Source organism: Megasphaera sp. AM44-1BH (genome assembly GCF_003467125.1).
Classification (GTDB): domain Bacteria; phylum Bacillota; class Negativicutes; order Veillonellales; family Megasphaeraceae; genus Megasphaera.
In genome coordinates this window covers 49,493-68,418 of sequence record NZ_QSFA01000004.1, presented here as the reverse complement: position 1 = coordinate 68,418, position 18,926 = coordinate 49,493, and the positions used below count along the sequence as shown (strand labels likewise).

The 18,926-nt window shown below is 46.8% G+C and carries 18 protein-coding genes and 1 pseudogene; 9 read left to right on the top strand and 10 right to left on the bottom strand.

The genetic code is table 11. From position 1 onward, the window contains the following. The 7 genes and pseudogenes from DW949_RS13790 to DW949_RS04710 all read left to right on the top strand — a co-directional run. Positions 1 to 281, top strand: a pseudogene (locus DW949_RS13790) (UTP--glucose-1-phosphate uridylyltransferase); the annotation flags it as partial. A 273-nt stretch (positions 282 to 554) separates the two neighbouring features. After that, a complete protein-coding gene (locus tag DW949_RS04735) occupies positions 555 to 1,112 on the top strand; it encodes a hypothetical protein (RefSeq protein WP_118022102.1) in 558 nt (185 codons plus the stop codon). A gap of 13 nt (positions 1,113 to 1,125) precedes the next feature. Further along, positions 1,126 to 1,659 carry a TIGR00730 family Rossman fold protein gene (locus DW949_RS04730; protein ID WP_118022101.1) on the top strand — a complete coding sequence of 178 codons (534 nt, stop codon included), beginning with the start codon at positions 1,126 to 1,128 and terminating at the stop codon, positions 1,657 to 1,659. Positions 1,660 to 1,737: 78 nt separating this feature from the next. Beyond that, positions 1,738 to 2,586, top strand: coding sequence for a formate/nitrite transporter family protein (locus DW949_RS04725; RefSeq protein ID WP_118022100.1), 849 nt, complete (start codon positions 1,738 to 1,740; stop codon positions 2,584 to 2,586). 56 nt (positions 2,587 to 2,642) lie between these two features. Beyond that, positions 2,643 to 3,173: a nitroreductase gene (locus DW949_RS04720; protein WP_118022099.1), complete on the top strand. Its 531-nt coding sequence runs from the start codon at positions 2,643 to 2,645 to the stop codon at positions 3,171 to 3,173. Positions 3,174 to 3,202: 29 nt separating this feature from the next. Then, positions 3,203 to 3,529: a DUF1653 domain-containing protein gene (locus tag DW949_RS04715; protein WP_118022098.1), complete on the top strand. Its 327-nt coding sequence runs from the start codon at positions 3,203 to 3,205 to the stop codon at positions 3,527 to 3,529. After that, positions 3,511 to 4,284 (top strand): inositol monophosphatase family protein, encoded by a 774-nt coding sequence (locus DW949_RS04710; protein WP_118022097.1) that lies wholly within the window; start codon positions 3,511 to 3,513, stop codon positions 4,282 to 4,284. Before DW949_RS04715 ends, DW949_RS04710 begins: the two co-directional genes overlap by 19 nt. Before the next feature lie 100 nt (positions 4,285 to 4,384). Here DW949_RS04710 and DW949_RS04705 read toward each other — a convergent pair whose 3' ends face one another. Next, the gene (locus tag DW949_RS04705) at positions 4,385 to 4,897 is read right to left on the bottom strand and encodes a ferritin (protein ID WP_118022096.1); all 513 of its coding nucleotides are present in this window, start codon (positions 4,895 to 4,897) and stop codon (positions 4,385 to 4,387) included. Between the two features lie 218 nt (positions 4,898 to 5,115). Between DW949_RS04705 and DW949_RS04700 the strand changes: the two genes are divergently transcribed. Continuing rightward, on the top strand, positions 5,116 to 5,358 hold the full coding sequence (locus DW949_RS04700) for a HigA family addiction module antitoxin (RefSeq protein WP_118022095.1): 243 nt from the start codon (positions 5,116 to 5,118) through the stop codon (positions 5,356 to 5,358). Positions 5,359 to 5,578: 220 nt separating this feature from the next. On the opposite strand, the gene DW949_RS04695 is transcribed toward DW949_RS04700, so the two are convergent. After that, positions 5,579 to 6,922, bottom strand: a complete 1,344-nt coding sequence (locus DW949_RS04695; RefSeq protein ID WP_118022094.1) for an esterase-like activity of phytase family protein — start codon at positions 6,920 to 6,922, stop codon at positions 5,579 to 5,581. 215 nt (positions 6,923 to 7,137) lie between these two features. Between DW949_RS04695 and DW949_RS04690 the strand changes: the two genes are divergently transcribed. Next, positions 7,138 to 8,490 carry an MFS transporter gene (locus DW949_RS04690; protein ID WP_118022093.1) on the top strand — a complete coding sequence of 451 codons (1,353 nt, stop codon included), beginning with the start codon at positions 7,138 to 7,140 and terminating at the stop codon, positions 8,488 to 8,490. A 30-nt stretch (positions 8,491 to 8,520) separates the two neighbouring features. Here the strand turns inward: DW949_RS04690 and DW949_RS04685 are convergent, their stop codons facing one another. The 8 genes from DW949_RS04685 to pcrA all read right to left on the bottom strand — a co-directional run bounded on the left by DW949_RS04685 (position 8,521) and on the right by pcrA (position 18,905). Next, on the bottom strand, positions 8,521 to 9,282 hold the full coding sequence (locus DW949_RS04685) for an SDR family oxidoreductase (protein WP_118022092.1): 762 nt from the start codon (positions 9,280 to 9,282) through the stop codon (positions 8,521 to 8,523). Between the two features lie 146 nt (positions 9,283 to 9,428). Then, positions 9,429 to 11,156: an adenine deaminase C-terminal domain-containing protein gene (locus DW949_RS04680; RefSeq protein ID WP_118022091.1), complete on the bottom strand. Its 1,728-nt coding sequence runs from the start codon at positions 11,154 to 11,156 to the stop codon at positions 9,429 to 9,431. A 14-nt stretch (positions 11,157 to 11,170) separates the two neighbouring features. Further along, positions 11,171 to 12,499 (bottom strand): NCS2 family permease, encoded by a 1,329-nt coding sequence (locus tag DW949_RS04675; protein ID WP_118022090.1) that lies wholly within the window; start codon positions 12,497 to 12,499, stop codon positions 11,171 to 11,173. A gap of 210 nt (positions 12,500 to 12,709) precedes the next feature. Next, positions 12,710 to 12,931, bottom strand: a complete 222-nt coding sequence (locus tag DW949_RS04670; protein ID WP_118022089.1) for a 4Fe-4S binding protein — start codon at positions 12,929 to 12,931, stop codon at positions 12,710 to 12,712. Between the two features lie 133 nt (positions 12,932 to 13,064). Then, positions 13,065 to 13,274 (bottom strand): helix-turn-helix domain-containing protein, encoded by a 210-nt coding sequence (locus tag DW949_RS04665; protein ID WP_233539495.1) that lies wholly within the window; start codon positions 13,272 to 13,274, stop codon positions 13,065 to 13,067. A gap of 364 nt (positions 13,275 to 13,638) precedes the next feature. Continuing rightward, the gene (locus tag DW949_RS04660) at positions 13,639 to 14,499 is read right to left on the bottom strand and encodes a MerR family transcriptional regulator (protein WP_118022088.1); all 861 of its coding nucleotides are present in this window, start codon (positions 14,497 to 14,499) and stop codon (positions 13,639 to 13,641) included. Between the two features lie 182 nt (positions 14,500 to 14,681). Then, a complete protein-coding gene (gene ligA, locus DW949_RS04655) occupies positions 14,682 to 16,676 on the bottom strand; it encodes an NAD-dependent DNA ligase LigA (protein ID WP_118022087.1) in 1,995 nt (664 codons plus the stop codon). 27 nt (positions 16,677 to 16,703) lie between these two features. Beyond that, on the bottom strand, positions 16,704 to 18,905 hold the full coding sequence (pcrA, locus tag DW949_RS04650) for a DNA helicase PcrA (protein WP_118022086.1): 2,202 nt from the start codon (positions 18,903 to 18,905) through the stop codon (positions 16,704 to 16,706). Between the last annotated feature and the right edge of the window lie 21 nt (positions 18,906 to 18,926).

The window sequence follows — 18,926 nt, the reverse complement described above, 5'->3', positions numbered from 1 at the left end:
CACCTGAAGACAACCAAACCTACAATTGCCTGGGAAGATACATCTTTACCCCGGATATCTTTGAAATCCTGAACCGGGTAGAACCAAGGGAAGACGGAGAAATCCACTTGCACGATGCCCTGCGCCTCATGCTGGACCGACAGACTATATACGCCTGCCCAATAAAAGGCAAGCGATACGACACAGCTAACAAACTGGACTACCTAAAAGCAACGGTAGAATACGTCCTAAGACGAAAAAACCTGGGCCCATCTTTTCGCGAATACCTGAAAGAGCTATAAGCGCATAACATTCCAACCATATACCAAACGTAAACCAAAGCCCCTGTTGCCAGATTTCCATGAGTCTGACTAGCAGAGGCTGATTTTTAGATAGCATAGTTGAGCGTTCAACTATGCTATATCTACCGTAGCTGGATGATGGGAAACAAACGAGAACTTCTTGACACTAACGCTTGTTCGCAAGGTCTGTAATGCCAAACTGATTTTTGCTATAATATATAAAAAAGTATTAAACAGGGAAAAGTTCAGATTGTATAAATGGGAGGGATATATATGAGTACTCATGATGAAAGGGAAGCAGCGATGCTGCAATGGCGTAAGCTGGTACAGACTGACAAGAAGGAGTTGGGAGATTTCCCACGGTTTACGGTTCATCCCCTGGTTGTGACGGAGGATGAGAAACGGAATCTGTTCCGCATGTGCATGCAGTCGGCGGAAGACCGGGACCGGATTTCCAAAATCAGCGTCCGGTATGAAGAGTATAAAAAAGCCGTCAATCGACGGTTTGCTATGGCACGGTATTATCGGGAACAATGGGAGCAGCCCGGTGGCAGCGATGCGCTGGAAGGTACTATCCACTGCATCTATGATACCCAAAATGATGTACCACCTGATTTGCCTTCGTATGCCCGTGTATTGACGCGAAAGGACATCGTACAGTCTTTGGTACAGTTTGCAATGGAACAGAAAGGGATACCAGGATATCCTGACAGGGATGCCAGAGAGGGCGATGTGCCAAGTTTTCTGCGAGCGTGGGTTACGACTGTATACGGAGCAGAGACCCAGGAAGTAAATCTGAATTTCATTGATGCATCACTTAAAGACGATTAATCGGGGGAATATCATGAATATTACGGTGTATCTGGGGGCCCGGACGGGAAATCGTGACGTATATCGTTCGTACGCTTATGAACTAGGAGCATGGATTGCCTGTCACGGTCATACGCTCATTTATGGAGGCAGCCGGACCGGTCTTATGGCAAAGCTGGCTGATGGGGCACTCGATCATGGTGGACGCGTCATCGGCGTTGAACCGCAGTTTTTTATGGAGGAAGAACTGCAGCATGAAGGATTGACTGAGCTCATCGTGACAAGGGATATGGCGTCCCGCAAAAAGAAAATGATGGAAATGGGCGATGTATTCCTGGCTTTTCCCGGCGGCATCGGGACATTGGAAGAAATCAGTGAAGTCATGAGCCAGATCAAATTGGGATTGTTGCCAGGCCGGTTTGCCTTTCTAGATTTTAACGGTTATTATCAGCCGATGAAAGCTCTACTCCTGTACATGGCGCATGAAGGATTTGTCGATGATTCTTGGGCCAGACAAGTCGCTTTTCTTTCGTCTTTTGAACAACTAGATGCTTTTTTAGCAGAATAATTTCTATTCCAAAATGAAGCTGTATATGGTACAATAACCCAGTTATTAGTAATATTTTAGTACCTATCAGGAGGATGTATGACAACAAAATATCCCTGCGATTGTGATTTTTCCTGCCCTCAGTCGGAAGAACAGAAAACCCGTGTCATTGTTGAAGAATATGAAAAATTATCACCGAATCTGATTTTTGAAATTATCCGCCACGATGGCGAACTGGAACTGGAACGCAAAGCCTGGCCCCTTGTTTTATCAGCACTGGCTGCCGGGTTAATGATTTCTTTTTCTTTTTATTTCCGGTCTATCATTAATGTCTACATTGGAAGTGCTTCCTGGGCAGAAGCCATCACAGGTGTTGGATATACGACGGGTTTCCTCATCGTTATTCTGGGACGGCTCCAACTTTTCACAGAAAATACGATTACCACGGTCATTCCTGTTTTCCGTGACCCTTGTTGGAAAAATCTCCGCCTGCTCCTGCGGCTCTGGGGGATTGTTTTTCTTTCTAATATAGTCGGCACAGCCATTGCTGCTCTTTTTATGTCCAGCCCGATTTTCACGACACCGGAAATTACCCAGTGCTTATACAATGTATCCCACCACATCATGGCTCCCGGCCCTATAGATAATATTATGCGGGGGATTCCGGCGGGTATGCTGATTGCCGCAATCGTCTGGATGATGCCTATGTCGCGGAGCTTTGCCTTCTTTATTATTTTCATGTTCACCTATTTTATATCTATCGGTAATTTCGCCCATGTTGTCGTCGGATCGTGCGAAGCGGCTTATGATGTACTCATGGGTGGTTCCACGATGTTTGATTATTTCTTCCGTTTTCTCCTGCCAACAGGCCTGGGAAATATCATCGGCGGTACGGGGGTCTTTACACTTCTCGTTGCCACGCAGGTCAAAAGTGACAGTAAAAAGTAAAAGTATTATAGTATAAGAGTAACTACATACCTATGACAAAGGAAAGGGTGATTGATATGAATGAAATTATAAAAGCTATGCTGGACCGGCGTAGTATCCGCAAGTATGAAGATAAGCCTGTACCAGAAAATCTGATTCATGATATTGTAGAAGCTGGTCTTTATGCAGCAAGCAGCATGGGACGGCAGAATACAAAAATCATCGTCATCACCAATGAAGAACTCCGTCACGATTTATCAGAACTCAATAATCAGATTGGTGGCTGGCCTGCCGGCAATGACCCGTTTTATGGCGCACCTGTCGTCATCCTTGTGCTTGGTAAAAAAGGAGAAGGCAAAGAGAAGTACGATGGCAGCCTTGTCATAGGCAATATGATGCTGGCAGCATACGCACTGGGGCTGGGCAGCTGCTGGATTCACCGGGCCAAAGAGGAAATGACGATGCCCCTGGGAAAGAAGATTCTGGATCAGGTCGGTCTGTCTGCTGATGAATGGGAAGGCATTGGCCATTGCATCATAGGCTATCCGGCAGAAAAACTCCCAAAAGCCGCTCTGCGGAAACCCGACAGAGTTTACTACCTGAAATAGTACCAGAATACGCAGATAAGGAGGTCATCATGGATAGAGCACTGCCATCGTCCGGAGAAATCTGGATTCATTTCAAAGAAAAACAGTACCGTATCATCACGCTGGCAGAGGATGCCAAGACTGGAGAATCCTATGTGGTGTATCAGGCGCTCTATGGCTCATATGGTCATTATCTGCGGCCTTTGTCTATGTTTATGAGTGAAGTCGATCACCAAAAATATCCCGACTGCCAACGGACATGGCGTTTCGAGAAGCTTCCGAACATGTGTTCATGGAAACCGGAATTTGCTCGCCAAACAAATGTTCAACATACTAGAAAAAAGGGGACATACGATTCATGTTTGAAAGAGAAATGATAGAACTCGTACGCAGCACTCGTGATATGCTGACGGAAGAGAAAGAATTAGAAATCACTGCCAAAGGAAGGGCCAATTTTGTCACCCAGATGGATGTTGCCGTACAGGAATATATGCGTACGAAACTCCATGACATAGATGACGGAGTCTTACTCCTTTCGGAAGAACAGGACAACAGTCAGGTTAGTGACCCCGATGGCCGCTACTGGATTCTCGACCCCATTGACGGTACACAAAACTTCATCCGTCATTTTGATATGAGTGCCGTATCGCTGGCATACTATGCACAAGGATTATTGCAGACAGCTGTCGTGTACAATCCGTTTACTGATGAACTGTTTCATGCAGTCCGTGGTGGCGGCGCCTTTTTAAATGATAAACCGATTCACGTGACTGGAAATGGAGCATTATCACAATGTCTGGTTGTTATCGGTACGTCCCCATATGACCGGCAATATACAGAAAAAAATTTCCCTTTATTCCAGGCCATGTATTCCCAATGTCTGGATATCCGCCGCACGGGCAGTGCATGCCTCGATTTGGCCTATGTAGCAGCCGGCCGGACGGATATCTATTTTGAACGCAATCTGAAACCTTGGGATATGGCTGCAGGCATTTTGCTCGTTGAAGAAGCCGGTGGCAAAGTTACGACGTATGATGGTCAGACTCCTGACGTATTACACAATGAACATATTATAGCAACTAATGGTCTGGTCCATGAAGATACAGCACGCATCATTCATCAGCATTGGTAACGTTTCTGTACTAGTAAAAAATCTCCCTGGTTAGTGTAAATTACTACACATAACCGGGGAGATTTGGCATATATCCTATATTACGGGATTTTAAATTAGATTAGAGGACCAGTGTCGGGGCGGCATAGACGCGGGCAAGCAGTTCCTGATTCAACGCATAGAGACCTTTCGGGTCACTGCCAAATAATTTGAATTTTTTAATCAAATCGCCGACATTTTTTTCTTCTTCACCTTGTTCTTTGACAAACCAGTTGAAGCATTCCATGGTACGATAATCCTTTTCATCAGAGGCAGCTCCATAAATCTTATTAATGCAGCCGGTGATAAACTGTTCATGTTCCAACGCAGCCTTAAGAGGAGCCTTCAAATCCTTGTATTCCTGATCCGGTTTGTCTATCGTGCCAAAGACGACGCGGACATCATTATTTTGCAGATATGTACGCATGAGCATCGCATGGTCACGTTCTTCCTGGGCCTGGATTTCGAACCAATGAGCAAAGCCGTCGAGTCCTTCGTCAATATAATAATTTGCAAAGTCCAGATAGAGATAAGCAGAGTAAAATTCTAATGTAACCTGATCATTAATCAATTTGGCAACTTTTTTTGCTAACATCCTAAACACACCCTCCTTCGTGGGCATCACAATAACTTGCTGTATACAGGTATTATATCACGTACGTAGTACAAATGGTAAGCGTATTATGTTTGATTTTTTGATTATTCTATATTTTCTATCATTCACATTCATCCATCATCGTATTTGTTTCACTGTTCAGGGAAGAGACTTTTTTAACGTAGAAATTACAGATTATCATTAAGGAGATGCATAGTATGACAAGAAATATCGAAACACCCAGAATCAGTGAAATTTTATGGGAAGAATTTATGAAACCATTGGGGATTTCTGCATATCAGCTGGCCAAAGAACTACATGTTCCGGTGTCAAGGATCCAGGACATCTTACATGACAGACGTGAAATCACGGCAGACACTTCCATTCGTCTGGGCCGATATTTTGTCAGCTTTCCCACAAAACTTCCCACTATGAGATACAAATTTAAGAGATTTAACTAACGTTGAAGAGTATTACCAATGTACAGTAATACCTGATAGTTGGCATAAATAAGCGGTTTATAAGACCTTAAAAGTACTTCCGGAATTTACTTATATATTACTTCCGATAAATTAAGGTTATCGGAAGTAATTGCACTTCTCCAAAAGCAAATCCGCCACATATAAGGGGGTTCTGGCTTATACGTGGCGGATTTGCTATGGATGTGTGCAGTCTATTGTCTTACAATGCTTTTGGCAATGTGAAGAACCAGATTTGGCTTTCTTGTTCAGATGGTGCATTTTTCTTAAGGCTGAGTTTTACTTTATGGACAGATTTGTCTTTATTGTATATCATGACTTTTTTATCACTGTCATAAGTATAATCGGATACGTCGGCTGACGGGGCTTTGGCATCCTGTACGGCTATATCCATTCCAAAGTCGTTGTCGTTTACGACGGCTATGGTTCTGCGGTCCGGTAATAATGCCAGGCCTTCAGCTTTTTCAATATTCCAGCCGTTGGCGCGCAGGTCCAGGACGAGTTCTTTTTTTGCCGGTACCAATTTTCCATCAAGACGTCCGTATTCCAAATTGCCATTGTTTGCGACTGGCGTAGCGCCATTGAGGTCTACTTTATAGACCAGGTTTTGCATGACACCGTGTTGTTTTCCCTGTTCGATCATGAGGAACTGGCCATGACCGATGGACGTGATATCGCCCAGTTTAGCTGCACCTGTATTTTTATAGCCCGTGTCAACGGGATAAGCGTACATCTTCGTTTCTTTGGTTACCGGGTCGAGTTCGACAATACGCGTATATTTTGACGTTTTGGCTGTTTTGCCATCGACATTCAGCGGACTCTGGATAAGGGCAAAGATATGACCCCGTTCATCGATGGTGAGGCCTTCACTGCCTCTATTGGGAACACGGCTGGCAAGAATGCTGGGAAGTCCGGCACCGGGAGCAAATTTTTCTACAATATTGCCGTTTTTATCTGCTTTTACGATAAAGGGGCCATATTCGTCGCTGATCCAGAAATTACCGTCCTTATCGACAGCCAGTCCTTCTGTATCCAGACCATTGACATCCGTTCCCAGGTCTTTCATTTTAAAATTGAGAGCAATTTCTTTTGTAGAACCAGTCATTCCTTTCGGTACAGGTTTTCCTGTAATTGCTTTTCCCTGTACTTTCAGCGGGATAGATTCCGTTACGTCAGCCCGATGCTGTCCCGGGCGTACGGTAATAACCCCGATGGACGGAGCAAAATCAGGAGTCGGGAAGAATTTTCCACTTACCTTTTTACCATTTTTAACGTAAGTCGGAATGTCTCCATTGGGTCCCCGGTCCGTAATCGCATAAAATTCGATGGTTCCATCGGCTTTGATATCTTTCAAGGCCAGCGCTGAGCCGTACCCGGGGTTGATGTGATGATTAAATGCCTTTTCATTGCCTTTATACGGCAGCTGATAAGAATCAGCGTGTACAATATACGATTTAGTCTGTACTCCTTCAGCCATCACAGCGGCACTTCCCAGACAGGATATAGTCAATCCCAGAGCTATCCAGCGTTTCCAGTTTTTATTCATGCAGTTTACACCTCCTGTATATTTGTATCCAATATATCAGGCAGATGTAAACGCTCTGTCAGAGATGGCTATGAATTTTGTAAAATGAATCACAGGTTTTCCCGTTTTTTGCAACAAATATACAAAGTCACTTGTCAGAATACAGACGAAAGCGTATGATAAAGAATGTGTCAATAAAAAATAATATTATAGATATATAAAGAAAGGATATTGATATGAACCGTATTTCTTATGAAAATACAATTTTAATTCTTATGATGATGGTCTCGTTCATCAACCCATTTACCAGCAGTGCCCTTACGACGGCACTTCCTGATATCGGAAATGCATACGGAGCCAGCGAAATGGCCCTGAGCTGGGTCATAGAAACGTTCCTCATCGCCTCTACGATTACGATTATGCCCATCAGTAAGATGGCCGACCGGTGGGGTAAACGGCGCATCTTCCTCATCGGCGTGGCTCTCTTCTGCTGCTCTTCTCTATCGGTGTATTTTGTTTCATCTATTCCGGCTCTGCTTCTCATCCGCGTCCTGCAGGGACTGGCCAGCGCCTGCATATTTGCTACGAATATGGCTATTATTTCACTGGTGACCAATCCCCGGCGCCGCGGTCGTGCCATGGGATTTACCATAGCTGCCGTATACTGTGGCCTGTCATTGGGCCCTGTTCTGGGCGGATTTTTTTCGTATTACCTGAACTGGCAGGCCATTTTCTATTTTATCGCTCTGGTCTGTGCCATCGTTTTTTTTCTTTCCCTGCGATATATGAAAGAGGAATGGATCGTCAATGCATCCGGCAGTCTGGACAGTGCAGGCAGTCTGTTATATGCACTGGCTATGGTGGCTGTCATGACCGGTCTTTCTGAGCTGGCCGTCTGGGACTTTGGCAAATATCTGCTGATTGCCGGTCTCCTGGCATTCGGCTTATTCTTGTACCGGGAATGGTATATTTCCAGTCCCGTCCTTCCTGTACGTATTTTTGCCGGCAACCGCATCTTTTCTTTTTCCAGTCTGGCTGCCATGCTCAATTATTGTGCCACCTTTGGCATCAGTTTTCTCCTGTCTATCTATCTGCAGCGCATCATGGGTCTGAATGCCCGTGACACCGGTCTTATCCTGTTGATGCAGCCTGTATTTATGGCCGTGTTATCACCGCTGACAGGAACGCTTTCTGATAAAATCAGTCCCTCGGTTCTGGCCTCATCAGGCATGGTCTTCATCACTGCCGGTCTGGCCATGCTGACATATAATGTCACTCATCCGTCTTTTGTCTGTATTATCGCTGCCCTGGTCGTCATCGGCATCGGGTTCTCCCTGTTTACAGCCCCAAATAACAATGCCATCATGAGTTCTGTCACACCACAATTTTATGGGGTTGCCTCATCAGTTGTCGGCACGGTACGGCTCATCGGACAGGTCCTGAGCGTTGCTATTATCACCCTGATTCTTTCACAGAGCCAGAATAGTACGGCACCGTGGCTCACTGCCCATATCCAACTAGCGTTTTTGATTTTTACGGTTCTCTGTGCTATTGGCATCATCCCGTCAGCTATCCGCAACAAAACCTGACAGGCATCAAGCCTGCAAGGAAGACCGGATTTAGCGGAAAAAGCGGCTGATCCAGATCAGGAACGACTGCGGCAGTATGCCGGAGCTGATGCGATGAAGCGTAGAAATAACGTCAGGGGTAATGACCACACGGCCCCGGCGGATCTGCCGGAAAGAGCGGCGGGCAATACATTCCCCGTTCCCGGCAAATATATAGTGATGAAACCGGTTCTCCTGATCGGTCTTCTTGGCGGTCGCAATAAACGCCGTATCCTTGACCCAGTATGGGCAGACGGCAGAGACAAAAATTCCCTCCGGCTTCAATTCTTCTGCCAATGCGCGGCTGTAACGCAGGAGAAATGCCTTGCAGGCAGCATATACCGCCAGATAGGGCAGCGGCTGAAAGGCAGCGCAGGAACAGATTTCCACGATATGGCTGCCTCTCTGGCAATACGGAAGGACTGCTGTCGTAAGGAATACAGCAGCATGGCAATGGATGGCTATCATACCGGCTGTATCCCTTTCTGACATGGCAGTGGTGCTTCCCATGCGGCCAAAGCCGGCAGCATGGATAAAGTAGGAAACAACAGGATGGTGTTCGCGGAGAACATCGGCAAAGCGGCTGTATGATGACGGCTGGGTCAGGTCCAGTGGCAGAATCCTGGACTTTGTCTTCAGTTGCTCTGCTGTTTTTTGTAAGGTCCGTTCGTGACGGCTGATGAGCCAGATTTCCCCGACATTCTCTTCATCGAGGAGTTTTGCATATTCCCGGCCCAGACCGCTTGACGCACCTGTTACGATGGCAATAGTCACAAATATCACTTCCTTTTATTTCATTATAGCCGGTCTTTTTTCTGCCGCAATCCCCCACATCAGAGATTCCATCAAAAAAACGTGTTGTCTGGCATTAAATCCCAGGCAGCACGTTTTTTCAATAGCTGTATTTATCTGACAGTACGTTACGGTTTTTCATGCATTTCGATGATAAGAGGAACAATCCGGGCATTGCGGACGTCAATAATTCCCTTATCGGTCAGTTTGAAGAAGGGACTGACTGGAAGTGACAAGGTACTGAGGGACATGATGACATTATCACTCCGATACCCACAGTCCGTCAGAGCACGGTGTACTTCTTGTATTTGTTTACCCAGTACAGGCAGTGGACGGTCAGAAAGGATTCCTGCAATCGGCAGTGGCGCAAAAGCCTTCGTGACACCGTCACAGGCTACGGCATAGCCTCCCTGATGTGTGATGACCGTATTGGCCGCAGCCATCATATCTTTTTTGGTCTGTCCTATGACAAGCAGATTATGATGATCGTGGGCATATGTCGTAGCCGCAGCTCCTCTTGTCATGGCTGTCCCACCGACAAGAGCTGCTCCGTATCCGCCGTTTTTCCCATGGCGTTCCCAGACGACTGCCAGATTGTAAGGGCTGTGTTCCCAGTCGATTTCTCCATGATGAACGGACAGTACCGCCTGTCCTTCTTTGACAAACGTAGTATGTTCCTGAACTTCCAGAATACGGCAGATAACTTCCCCTTCTTCTATAGGCGCTGTCAGCGTAAAATCGCCGGACGTACGGGGTGTTACATGGACACTGTGATAAAACGCTTCCGGAAACGATGTATCTCGTTCTTCTTCCTGCCAGGGGGCTCCTTTCGTATATACTTCCCGTCCTGCACACCAGGTACTTTCAATACTCAGGCTGGCTGGATCAGACAAAATGACGAAATCGGCGATTTTCCCAGGAGCAATGCTCCCTTTATCGCGCAGTCCCATGCGCCGGGCCGGTGTATACGTCGCTGTATAGATGGCTTCTTCCGGTGTCAGGCCGTTATGCATAGCCTTTTTTACAAGATAATTGAGATGTCCCCGTTCCATAAATGCATCTGGCATGGTATCATCCGTTACGATAGCCATGTGCTCCAGCAGGTGATTTTCTTTAATATAGGAGATGAATTCTGGTTTCAGCGATTTTTCCTGCAGCTGTACAAACATACCGTTCATGAGCCGTTCTTTCAGACCTTCCAGTGACTGGTCTGTGTGGTCCGAATTGACGCCGTTCATTAAAATCTGCGCCAGCTCCCAGCCACTGAACCGGGGGCAGTGCCCTTCCAGGGAAAAATCGGGGCGCCCGGCCCGGATCTGCCGGATAAGGCGACTGGTCTTGGAATGACTGTCCCTGATGATGTCACGGCAGTTCATGACCTCACCCAGGCAGATGACGTGGTCCATATGCATCAGAGCTTCTACATCATCGTTATCAATGATGCCCCCTGTTGTTTCCAGCTGTTCATTCGTTGACGGTACGGAACTGGGAATAGCGATATAAACGTCACAAGGGCCGTCCTGCATCGTTTTCGCCATAGCCTGTATACCTGCAAGTCCAAATACATTGGCTATTTCATGCGGTTCGGCAATGAGCGTCGTTACCCCATTGCGGACTGCTCCCTTCATAAAAGTCCGCGGTGCTGCCATGGTACTTTCAATATGCATGTGGCAATCGACAAAACCAGGAATGACGTACTTGCCGCCAAGGTCCCGTACCTGTTCTGGTTCCATAGGCAGAGGATCGTTTCCCATGTAACAGAACCGGCTTCCACTGATAGCCAGATTACAGGGGATGAATTTTTTCAGATAGACATTATAAATATTCCCGTTTTTTAACAGCCAATCGATTTTCACGATTCAAAACCCCCTTATTTGACGCCGGCAATGGCATAGAAATAATAAGCCAGAAGCAGTGCCAGCAGATAATGACCTTTATTGAGTTCTGATGCTCTGCCGGAGGCAATTTTCATAATGACATAGGCAATGAAAGCGACGGAAATGCCATTGGCTATATTAAAGGTAAAAGCTGTAAAGGCAATACAAAGAAAAGCTGGTATATATTCGCACAAATCAGTATAATCCAGATTTTTCATACCACCCATCATGCTAACACCGACATAGACCAGTACAGGAGCTGTAGCTGCTGCAGGAATCATGAGGGCCAGTGGCGTCACCGCCAGGATAAGAAGAAACATGACGGCTGTGGTAATGGCAGTAAGCCCCGTACGGCCACCAGCTTCGACACCGGCACCGGATTCCAGATAGGTAATGAGCACAGGAATCGTAAAAAAGGAACCCAGCGTAGCCGCTACGGAATCGACCTGGAACACTTTATCTATGTCAGGAAGATCTCCGTTTTTATCGAGGAACCCCGCTTTGCCGCCGATACCGATGGCCGTTCCGAAACTGGAAAAGAAATCGGGCAGGAAAAATACGAATAAATACGGCAGGTATTTGACATCCAGCGCACCGAAAAGGTCAAAATTAAAAAACACCGGTGCCAGGCTGTCAGGCATGGTAAACAGCGTAGCCGGGATTTTGGTAATGCCCATGGGAATGCCGATGATAGTGCCTGCAATGATACTGATGAGGGCCGCTCCTTTGACACGGCGCGCCTGCAAGGCCAGCAGAATGATGAAGGTAATCATAGCCAGAATGACGACAGGCTGTGTCAGGTCACCGAAAGACAGAGCAACTTTCTTGGCATTCGCTGCTAATAATTTGGCATTACGCAGACCGATGACAGCCAGAAACATCCCGACACCGGCACTGATGGAAATCTTGATGCCTTTGGGAATGACCATGACGATAGCCTTGCGGATCCCCAGAACGGTGACGAGAATGAATAAAATCCCACTTAAAAATACGATGGCACTGGCGATGCTGACGGATACATGCTGCAGCTGTACCAGGGTGATAGAAAATATGGCTACGCTGCCCATTCCCGGAGCCAGGACAAAGGGCCGATTGGTATACAGGCCCATAGCCATAGTTGTCAGAAAAATCATCAATACCATAGCCGTCAGGACGGCACCGCCGGGCAGGCCGGCTTCTCCCATCATATGTGGCACGACGGCCAGTACGTAACCCATCGTAGCAAAAGTAGTCAGTCCGGCTATAACTTCTGTACTAACAGACGAATGAAACCGACTGAGATGAAATTGTTTTTCACATGCATCACTAATCCAAGCATTCATGTGCTGATTCCTCCTCTGAAAATGCGCACTGAATTTTTTTATAACGGATTCATTATATGCTTCTAATTTACATATTGCAATGCAAGTTTCAGGAATACATGAGAAAAAACGACGCCGGTTCATCAGAACAAAAAAAACGGAAGATGCTTTGTCAGCTGGCATCTTCCGTTTTTGAATGGGAATCATGATGGTGTCAGAATGAAAGGCTGTTCAGGCATGATAGCATTTATAAATCTCACAGGCATCCATGCACCGGGTGCAACGGATACACTTGCTCATATCGACAATCGGCCGTTCACTGCCATCCACGCGCTCTATCATAGTAATAGCCCGGGCCGGACAGATACTGATGCAGCAGCCACAACCTTCACATTCTTTCCGGTTAAAATAATCTGGCACAATGGCCCAGACATCATCAATTGTTTTGTCCATATCTCTTCCGCCTCCTCTGGCGTCTTTTAGTACGCTATCAGTATAGACGGAAATACTATTCTTTTCTGTTGTAAAAGCAACAAAAGCAAAAAAATGCCACATCACCATAAGGCAATGTGGCAACACAATCATCCTATCTCTGATCAGACAGTCCGGCAATATAATCCAGTGTCGTATTATAATATTTAGCGAGTATGATGAGTTTATCGAGAGAAATACGGCGTTTTCCTAATTCATACATACCGTAGGCAACTTGAGAACATCCCAATAAATTGGCAACATCTTTCTGCGAAAGGTTATTGCTGATCCGCAAATATTTCAATCGATCCGTATACTGCACCATAATAGTTTTTCACCCCTGAAAATTTGTTCCCCTGTCGTGTCCAGCTGAAAGCGACTGGATATGTATTACGACTATCAAAATTTTCTGACAATTGCTACAATTATTATAACTCATATATTAAGGTACGAGTCAAACAAAATGTTTGTTATAGTGTGATAAGAATATATCATATTATTATTTAAATATTGTTTATATTATGTCAATATTGAGAGATAAAATAAGAACTAGTTATTATAATCATGATATAATTTCTTTATTTGTATATTAATATGTTTTAATTATGCATTTTCTATATATCTACTTTCTATTTAATTATAAATCAAATAGAAACATTTTGATTTTAAACCTTATTCAGCCAATATGGTTAAACGTTTATATTCTGTTCTTCCTGAACGATGACAGGCACCTGGAGCCGCAAAAATTCTTTGTGATTGATGAACCGCTCCAGATTCATCGTTCCAATCCACCGGCAAATCATATCTCCCGCAATCGTGCAGTGCTTATCCCGGCAAAACTGACGCAGTTTACCCATGTATTCACCAATCCGGTTGTAGTCATCGAAATAAATAGAGGCGTACGTACCTTGTGGCTGTATCTGAATATTACGCTTGCCGACATACGAGCGGTCTACATACAGGCACAATGTATCACTTTTCAAAATTCCTGAAAGAAAATCTTCACGCCGGACAGTCAATCCGATAAAGAAGGCATATTCATAGGAAAAGTGATCTCTTTCCATATGCTCCAAAATATGAGAGATGCCCAGTTCTACACTGCCTGCGTCTTCTTCCAGGTAATTACGCTCTGCCGGTCTGGCATAGACATATTCGGCATCGAGATATCCCAGAGTAGTCGTCCCTGCCGGTGGCAGCTGGGAAATGCGCCGGATAGCATGAAGGGACCGGACGATGGCCCGCTGCTGTGCATTAAGATTCTCGACCTGTATGGATAATTCACTGAGCCGACGATAATATAATTCTTCTATATAGGAAAAGGTGTCTTCTTTAGAAATATTTTCCATTTCTTTCAGACTCAGTCCGATATTTTTGTGGAATTGTATGGACCGGAAAACAATACACTGGCGGATATCATAATACCGGTAATTACTGTCGGGATTGACATAAATCGGTTTCAGGATACCTAATTTATCATACAGCCGCAGTGTACTGATAGTCGTATGATTGACTTTTGCCATTTGTCCAATCGTCAGCTTATTGTTTTTCATGGCGGATCACTCCAAACGTAATAATACTCATTACGTATATTATTCCATTGTTACTAACGAAATGCAAGATATATGATAACAAAAAAACAAAAAAACTGCAGCAGAACAGGTCTTATCCTGTCTTTCTGCTGCAGTCCTCCCGAAGCGCCAGGGCTTTCATCAATTTGCTGCTAATAACAGCGTTATTCCCGTTCCAGCCATTCACGGAATTCTGGTTCAGAGATAATGTGCGTTCCCAGCTGACGGGCTTTTTCATATTTGCTGCCCGGATCGGCACCGGCAATGACAAGGGTCGTCTTTTTCGTTACTGATGAAGTACACCGGCCACCACGGTCTTCAATAGCCTTCTGGGCTTCCTGACGGGTCATGGTTTCCAATTTTCCCGTCAGTACGACTGTTTCTCCATCAAAAGAGGCATTGATGAGCTGCCTTTTTTCACAGGTCATATCGACACCATACTGGCGCAGTTCTTTAATAAGGGCCCGGTTTTTGTCATCGGCAAAATAAGAAACGACACTTTCGGCAATACGCGGCCCGATTTCATCAATGACCGTCAGTTCGTCTGCTTTGGCCTGCATGATGGCATCGATGGATCCGAAACATTCTGCCAGAATCCGCCCGGCCTTGGCACCGACAAAACGGATTCCCAGAGCAAACAGGACCCGCGCCAGGCCTACGCGTTTACTCGCTTCAATGGCCTTTAGCAGGTTGTCTGCTGATTTATCGGCAAAACCGTCGAGGTCCAGTAAATCGTCTTTCTTCAGGCCGTAAATATCGGCTACGGTATGTATCAGATGATGGTCCAAGAGCTGGCTGACGATGGCATCGCCGAGACCGTCTATATTCATGGCATTACGGGAAACGAAGTGAGCAACCCGTTCAAGGATAACAGCCGGGCAGTCCGGATTGATACAGCGCGTAGCTGCTTCTCCTTCCCGGCGTACGACGGGGCCACCACAGCCCGGACACCGGTCTGGCATAGAAAATACCCGTTCACTGCCATCCCGGTCGGCCGTAACAGCCCGGACGACTTCCGGAATGATTTCTCCTGCCTTCTGGATGACGACGGTATCACCGATGCGGATATCTTTTTCGCGTATATAGTCTTCATTATGCAGAGTTGCCCGTTTGACTACCGTCCCGGCAAGTCGGACTGGCTTTAAATCAGCTGCCGGCGTAAGGACTCCGGTCCGGCCCAGACTGACAGAAATATTTAGCACCTTCGTACGGGCCTGTTCTGGCGGGAATTTATAGGCAATAGCCCAGCGGGGAATCTTGACCGTATTGCCCAGACGGGCCTGCTGGGCGAAGGAATTGACTTTGACGACCATGCCGTCTGTCGCATAGGGCAGCTTGTCCCGCCGGTCATCCCAGCTGTGGACAAAGGCAATGACATCGGTCATGGTGCTGAATTTCCGGTATTCCTGATTGACCTGGAAGTGAAATGCTTCCAGATCCTTCAGCAGGGCTTCCTGACTGGGAATGTCAATGCCGACCGTACCGCCGATGGCATAGGCAAAAAAGGCGAGTTTGCGCTGTGCCGTAATCCGAGGGTCGAGCTGACGCAGCGACCCGGCCGCCGCGTTGCGGGGATTGGCGAAGGGCTCCAGCTCGTCATCCCGGCGTTGGGCATTGAGCTGTTCAAAGGCCTGTATTGGCATATACACTTCCCCGCGGATTTCCATGTGGGGAGATGTGCTATTGATATGAAGCGGAATCGTGCGGATAGTCCGGACATTATTTGTGACATCTTCACCGACCCGTCCGTCTCCACGGGTCACGCCACGGATGAACTGGCCGTTTTCATAAATCAGATTGACCGCCAGCCCGTCGATTTTCAATTCGACAATATATTCCAGCTCTTCTCCACCCAGGTCGCTGCGTACGCGCTGATCAAATTCCATTAGTTCCTGGTCATTGAAGACATCTCCCATACTGAGCATGGGCCTGTCGTGGGTATACTTTTCAAAGCCGCCGGAGATTTTCGATCCGACACGCTGGGTCGGCGAATCGGGAGTCACCCAATCCGGATGATTTTTTTCTATCGTTTCCAGTTCGCGGTACAACATATCATATTCATAATCGGTCATCGTCGGCTTGTCCAGCGTATAATACTGATAGCTGAGTTCATCGATTGTCTTGCGCAGTTCCAGCAGGCGCGCTTTTTCTTTTTCCATACAGACCTCCTCGGTGAGCCTGCGGGGCTACACCTTTTCTATGGGTGCAAATTTGGCCATGACCTGGCGCACACCTTTAGTGGGAAATTCTAATTTCAATTGCAGATTTTCACCGCTGCCTATGACTTCCAGGACCTTGCCGGTTCCCCATATTTTATGGCGCACCGTGTCCCCTTTCTGCCATGTATGATCTACAGCGTGTTTTTTAGGCAGACTCGTCGTGACCGGCCGGGTCAGGATAGACACGTGCTGTCGTGCCGGTACCTCTCCGGCGTGGTTCTGTGGCATAGCGGTCCGGCGATGGTATTCTTCTATGAGCGATTCCGGGATTTCATCGAGGAAACGGCTGGGAAGATAGGCAGAAATGCGGCCATACATAGTACGCGTCGAAGCATTGGTCACATAGAGCTGCCGTTCGGCCCGGGTAATACCGACATAGGCCAGGCGCCGTTCTTCTTCTATCTGGGATTCGTCCATGAGAGTACGGCTGTGAGGAAACAGCCCTTCATCCATGCCGACCAGAAAGACGACGGGAAATTCCAGGCCCTTGGCCGCATGAAGGGTCATGAGCGTAACCTTGGAATCACTGCTTTCGAATTCATCGACATCACTGACAAGGGCAACGTTTTCCAGGAAATCCTGCAGGCTGCCTTCCGGATTGGAATCGACATAATCCCTGGCAACGGAGAGGAATTCGCCGACATTATCTTTCCGGCTTTCACCCTGTGGGTCATGGGCGGCTTCCTTATCGAGCATATCGCCATATCCGGTCTGCTTGATGACTTCTTCCATCAGCGTCTGGACGTCCCATTCTTCCACATGACCGAGCAAATCAAAAATCATGATGGAAAACTGTTCCAGTGCCGTTTTGGCCCGTTTGGTGACCGGTATGTCTTCCGTAGAGGAAAGGGCCTCAAACAAGGAAATCCCCTGCTTTTCAGCATAGTCTGCCAGATGCTCCAGTGTAGTGGCGCCGAGATTGCGCTTCGGCACATTGATGATGCGCATCAGGCTCAGACTGTCTTCGGGATTATACAGAAGACGCAGATAAGCAATGATATCCTTGATTTCCTTGCGGTCATAGAATTTCGTACCGCCTACCATCGTATACGGTATAGAATAACGCATCAATTTTTCTTCCAGTACACGGGACTGGGAATTGGTACGGAACAAAATGGCCATATCACCATAGGGCTCATTTTCAATAGTATGACGGTTATAGATGACACCGGCTACGTAATCGGCTTCATCGTGTTCTGTCTGGGCATGATAATGAATGATTTTATGGCCTTCCGGGTTCTCTGTCCAGAGATTTTTCTCCGGCCGGTCCATGTTATTGTCAATGACGGCATTGGCCGCTTTCAGAATCGTTTTCGTAGACCGGTAGTTCTGTTCCAGTTTGATGGATGCGGCCTGGGGATAATCACGGTTGAAGTCCATGATATTGCGGATATCGGCACCGCGCCAGGCATAGATACTCTGATCGGCATCGCCGACGACGCAGATATTCTTCCATTTGGCCGCCAGCATGTGGGTCAGCATATACTGGGCGTGGTTCGTATCCTGATATTCATCGACGAGGATATACTGAAAGCGGTCCTGATATTTTTTCCGTACGTCTTCTTTTTCCTGCAGCAGGCGCACGGCCAGGAGCAGGAGATCGTCAAAATCGAGGGCGTTATTGGCTTTCAGCTTCTTTTCATACAGGTCATAGACATCGGCTACCTTCTGTTCGTAAAAATCACCGGCCCGGCGGGCAAATGCCTGGGAGCTCAGAAGAGCGTTCTTTGCCCCGGAAATAGTCCCCAGGACTGAACGCGGAGGGAACTGTTTGTCGTCGAGATTCAGTTCTTTCAGGCAGTCTTTGATCAGTGTCTGCTGGTCTGTCGCATCATAAATCGTGAAATTCCGGGTATATCCTTCAAACCCGTCGATTTCAAACCGCAGCAGTTTGGCACAAAAGGAATGGAACGTACTGAGCCAGATTCGTTCTGCTTCGGCACCGACGAGATTTTCCACCCGTTCCCGCATTTCTTTGGCAGCTTTATTGGTAAAAGTAATAGCCAGAATGCGATAGGGGGCAACCCCGAGTTCCAGCAGATGGGCGATGCGGCAGGTCAGTACCTTTGTTTTGCCCGAACCGGCACCGGCCGTTATGAGCAGCGGTCCTTCTGTATGCTGGACAGCTTCGAGCTGGCGTTCATTAAGCGTAGCAAAAATAGGATTCATTCAAACTCCTTTATAAGACGG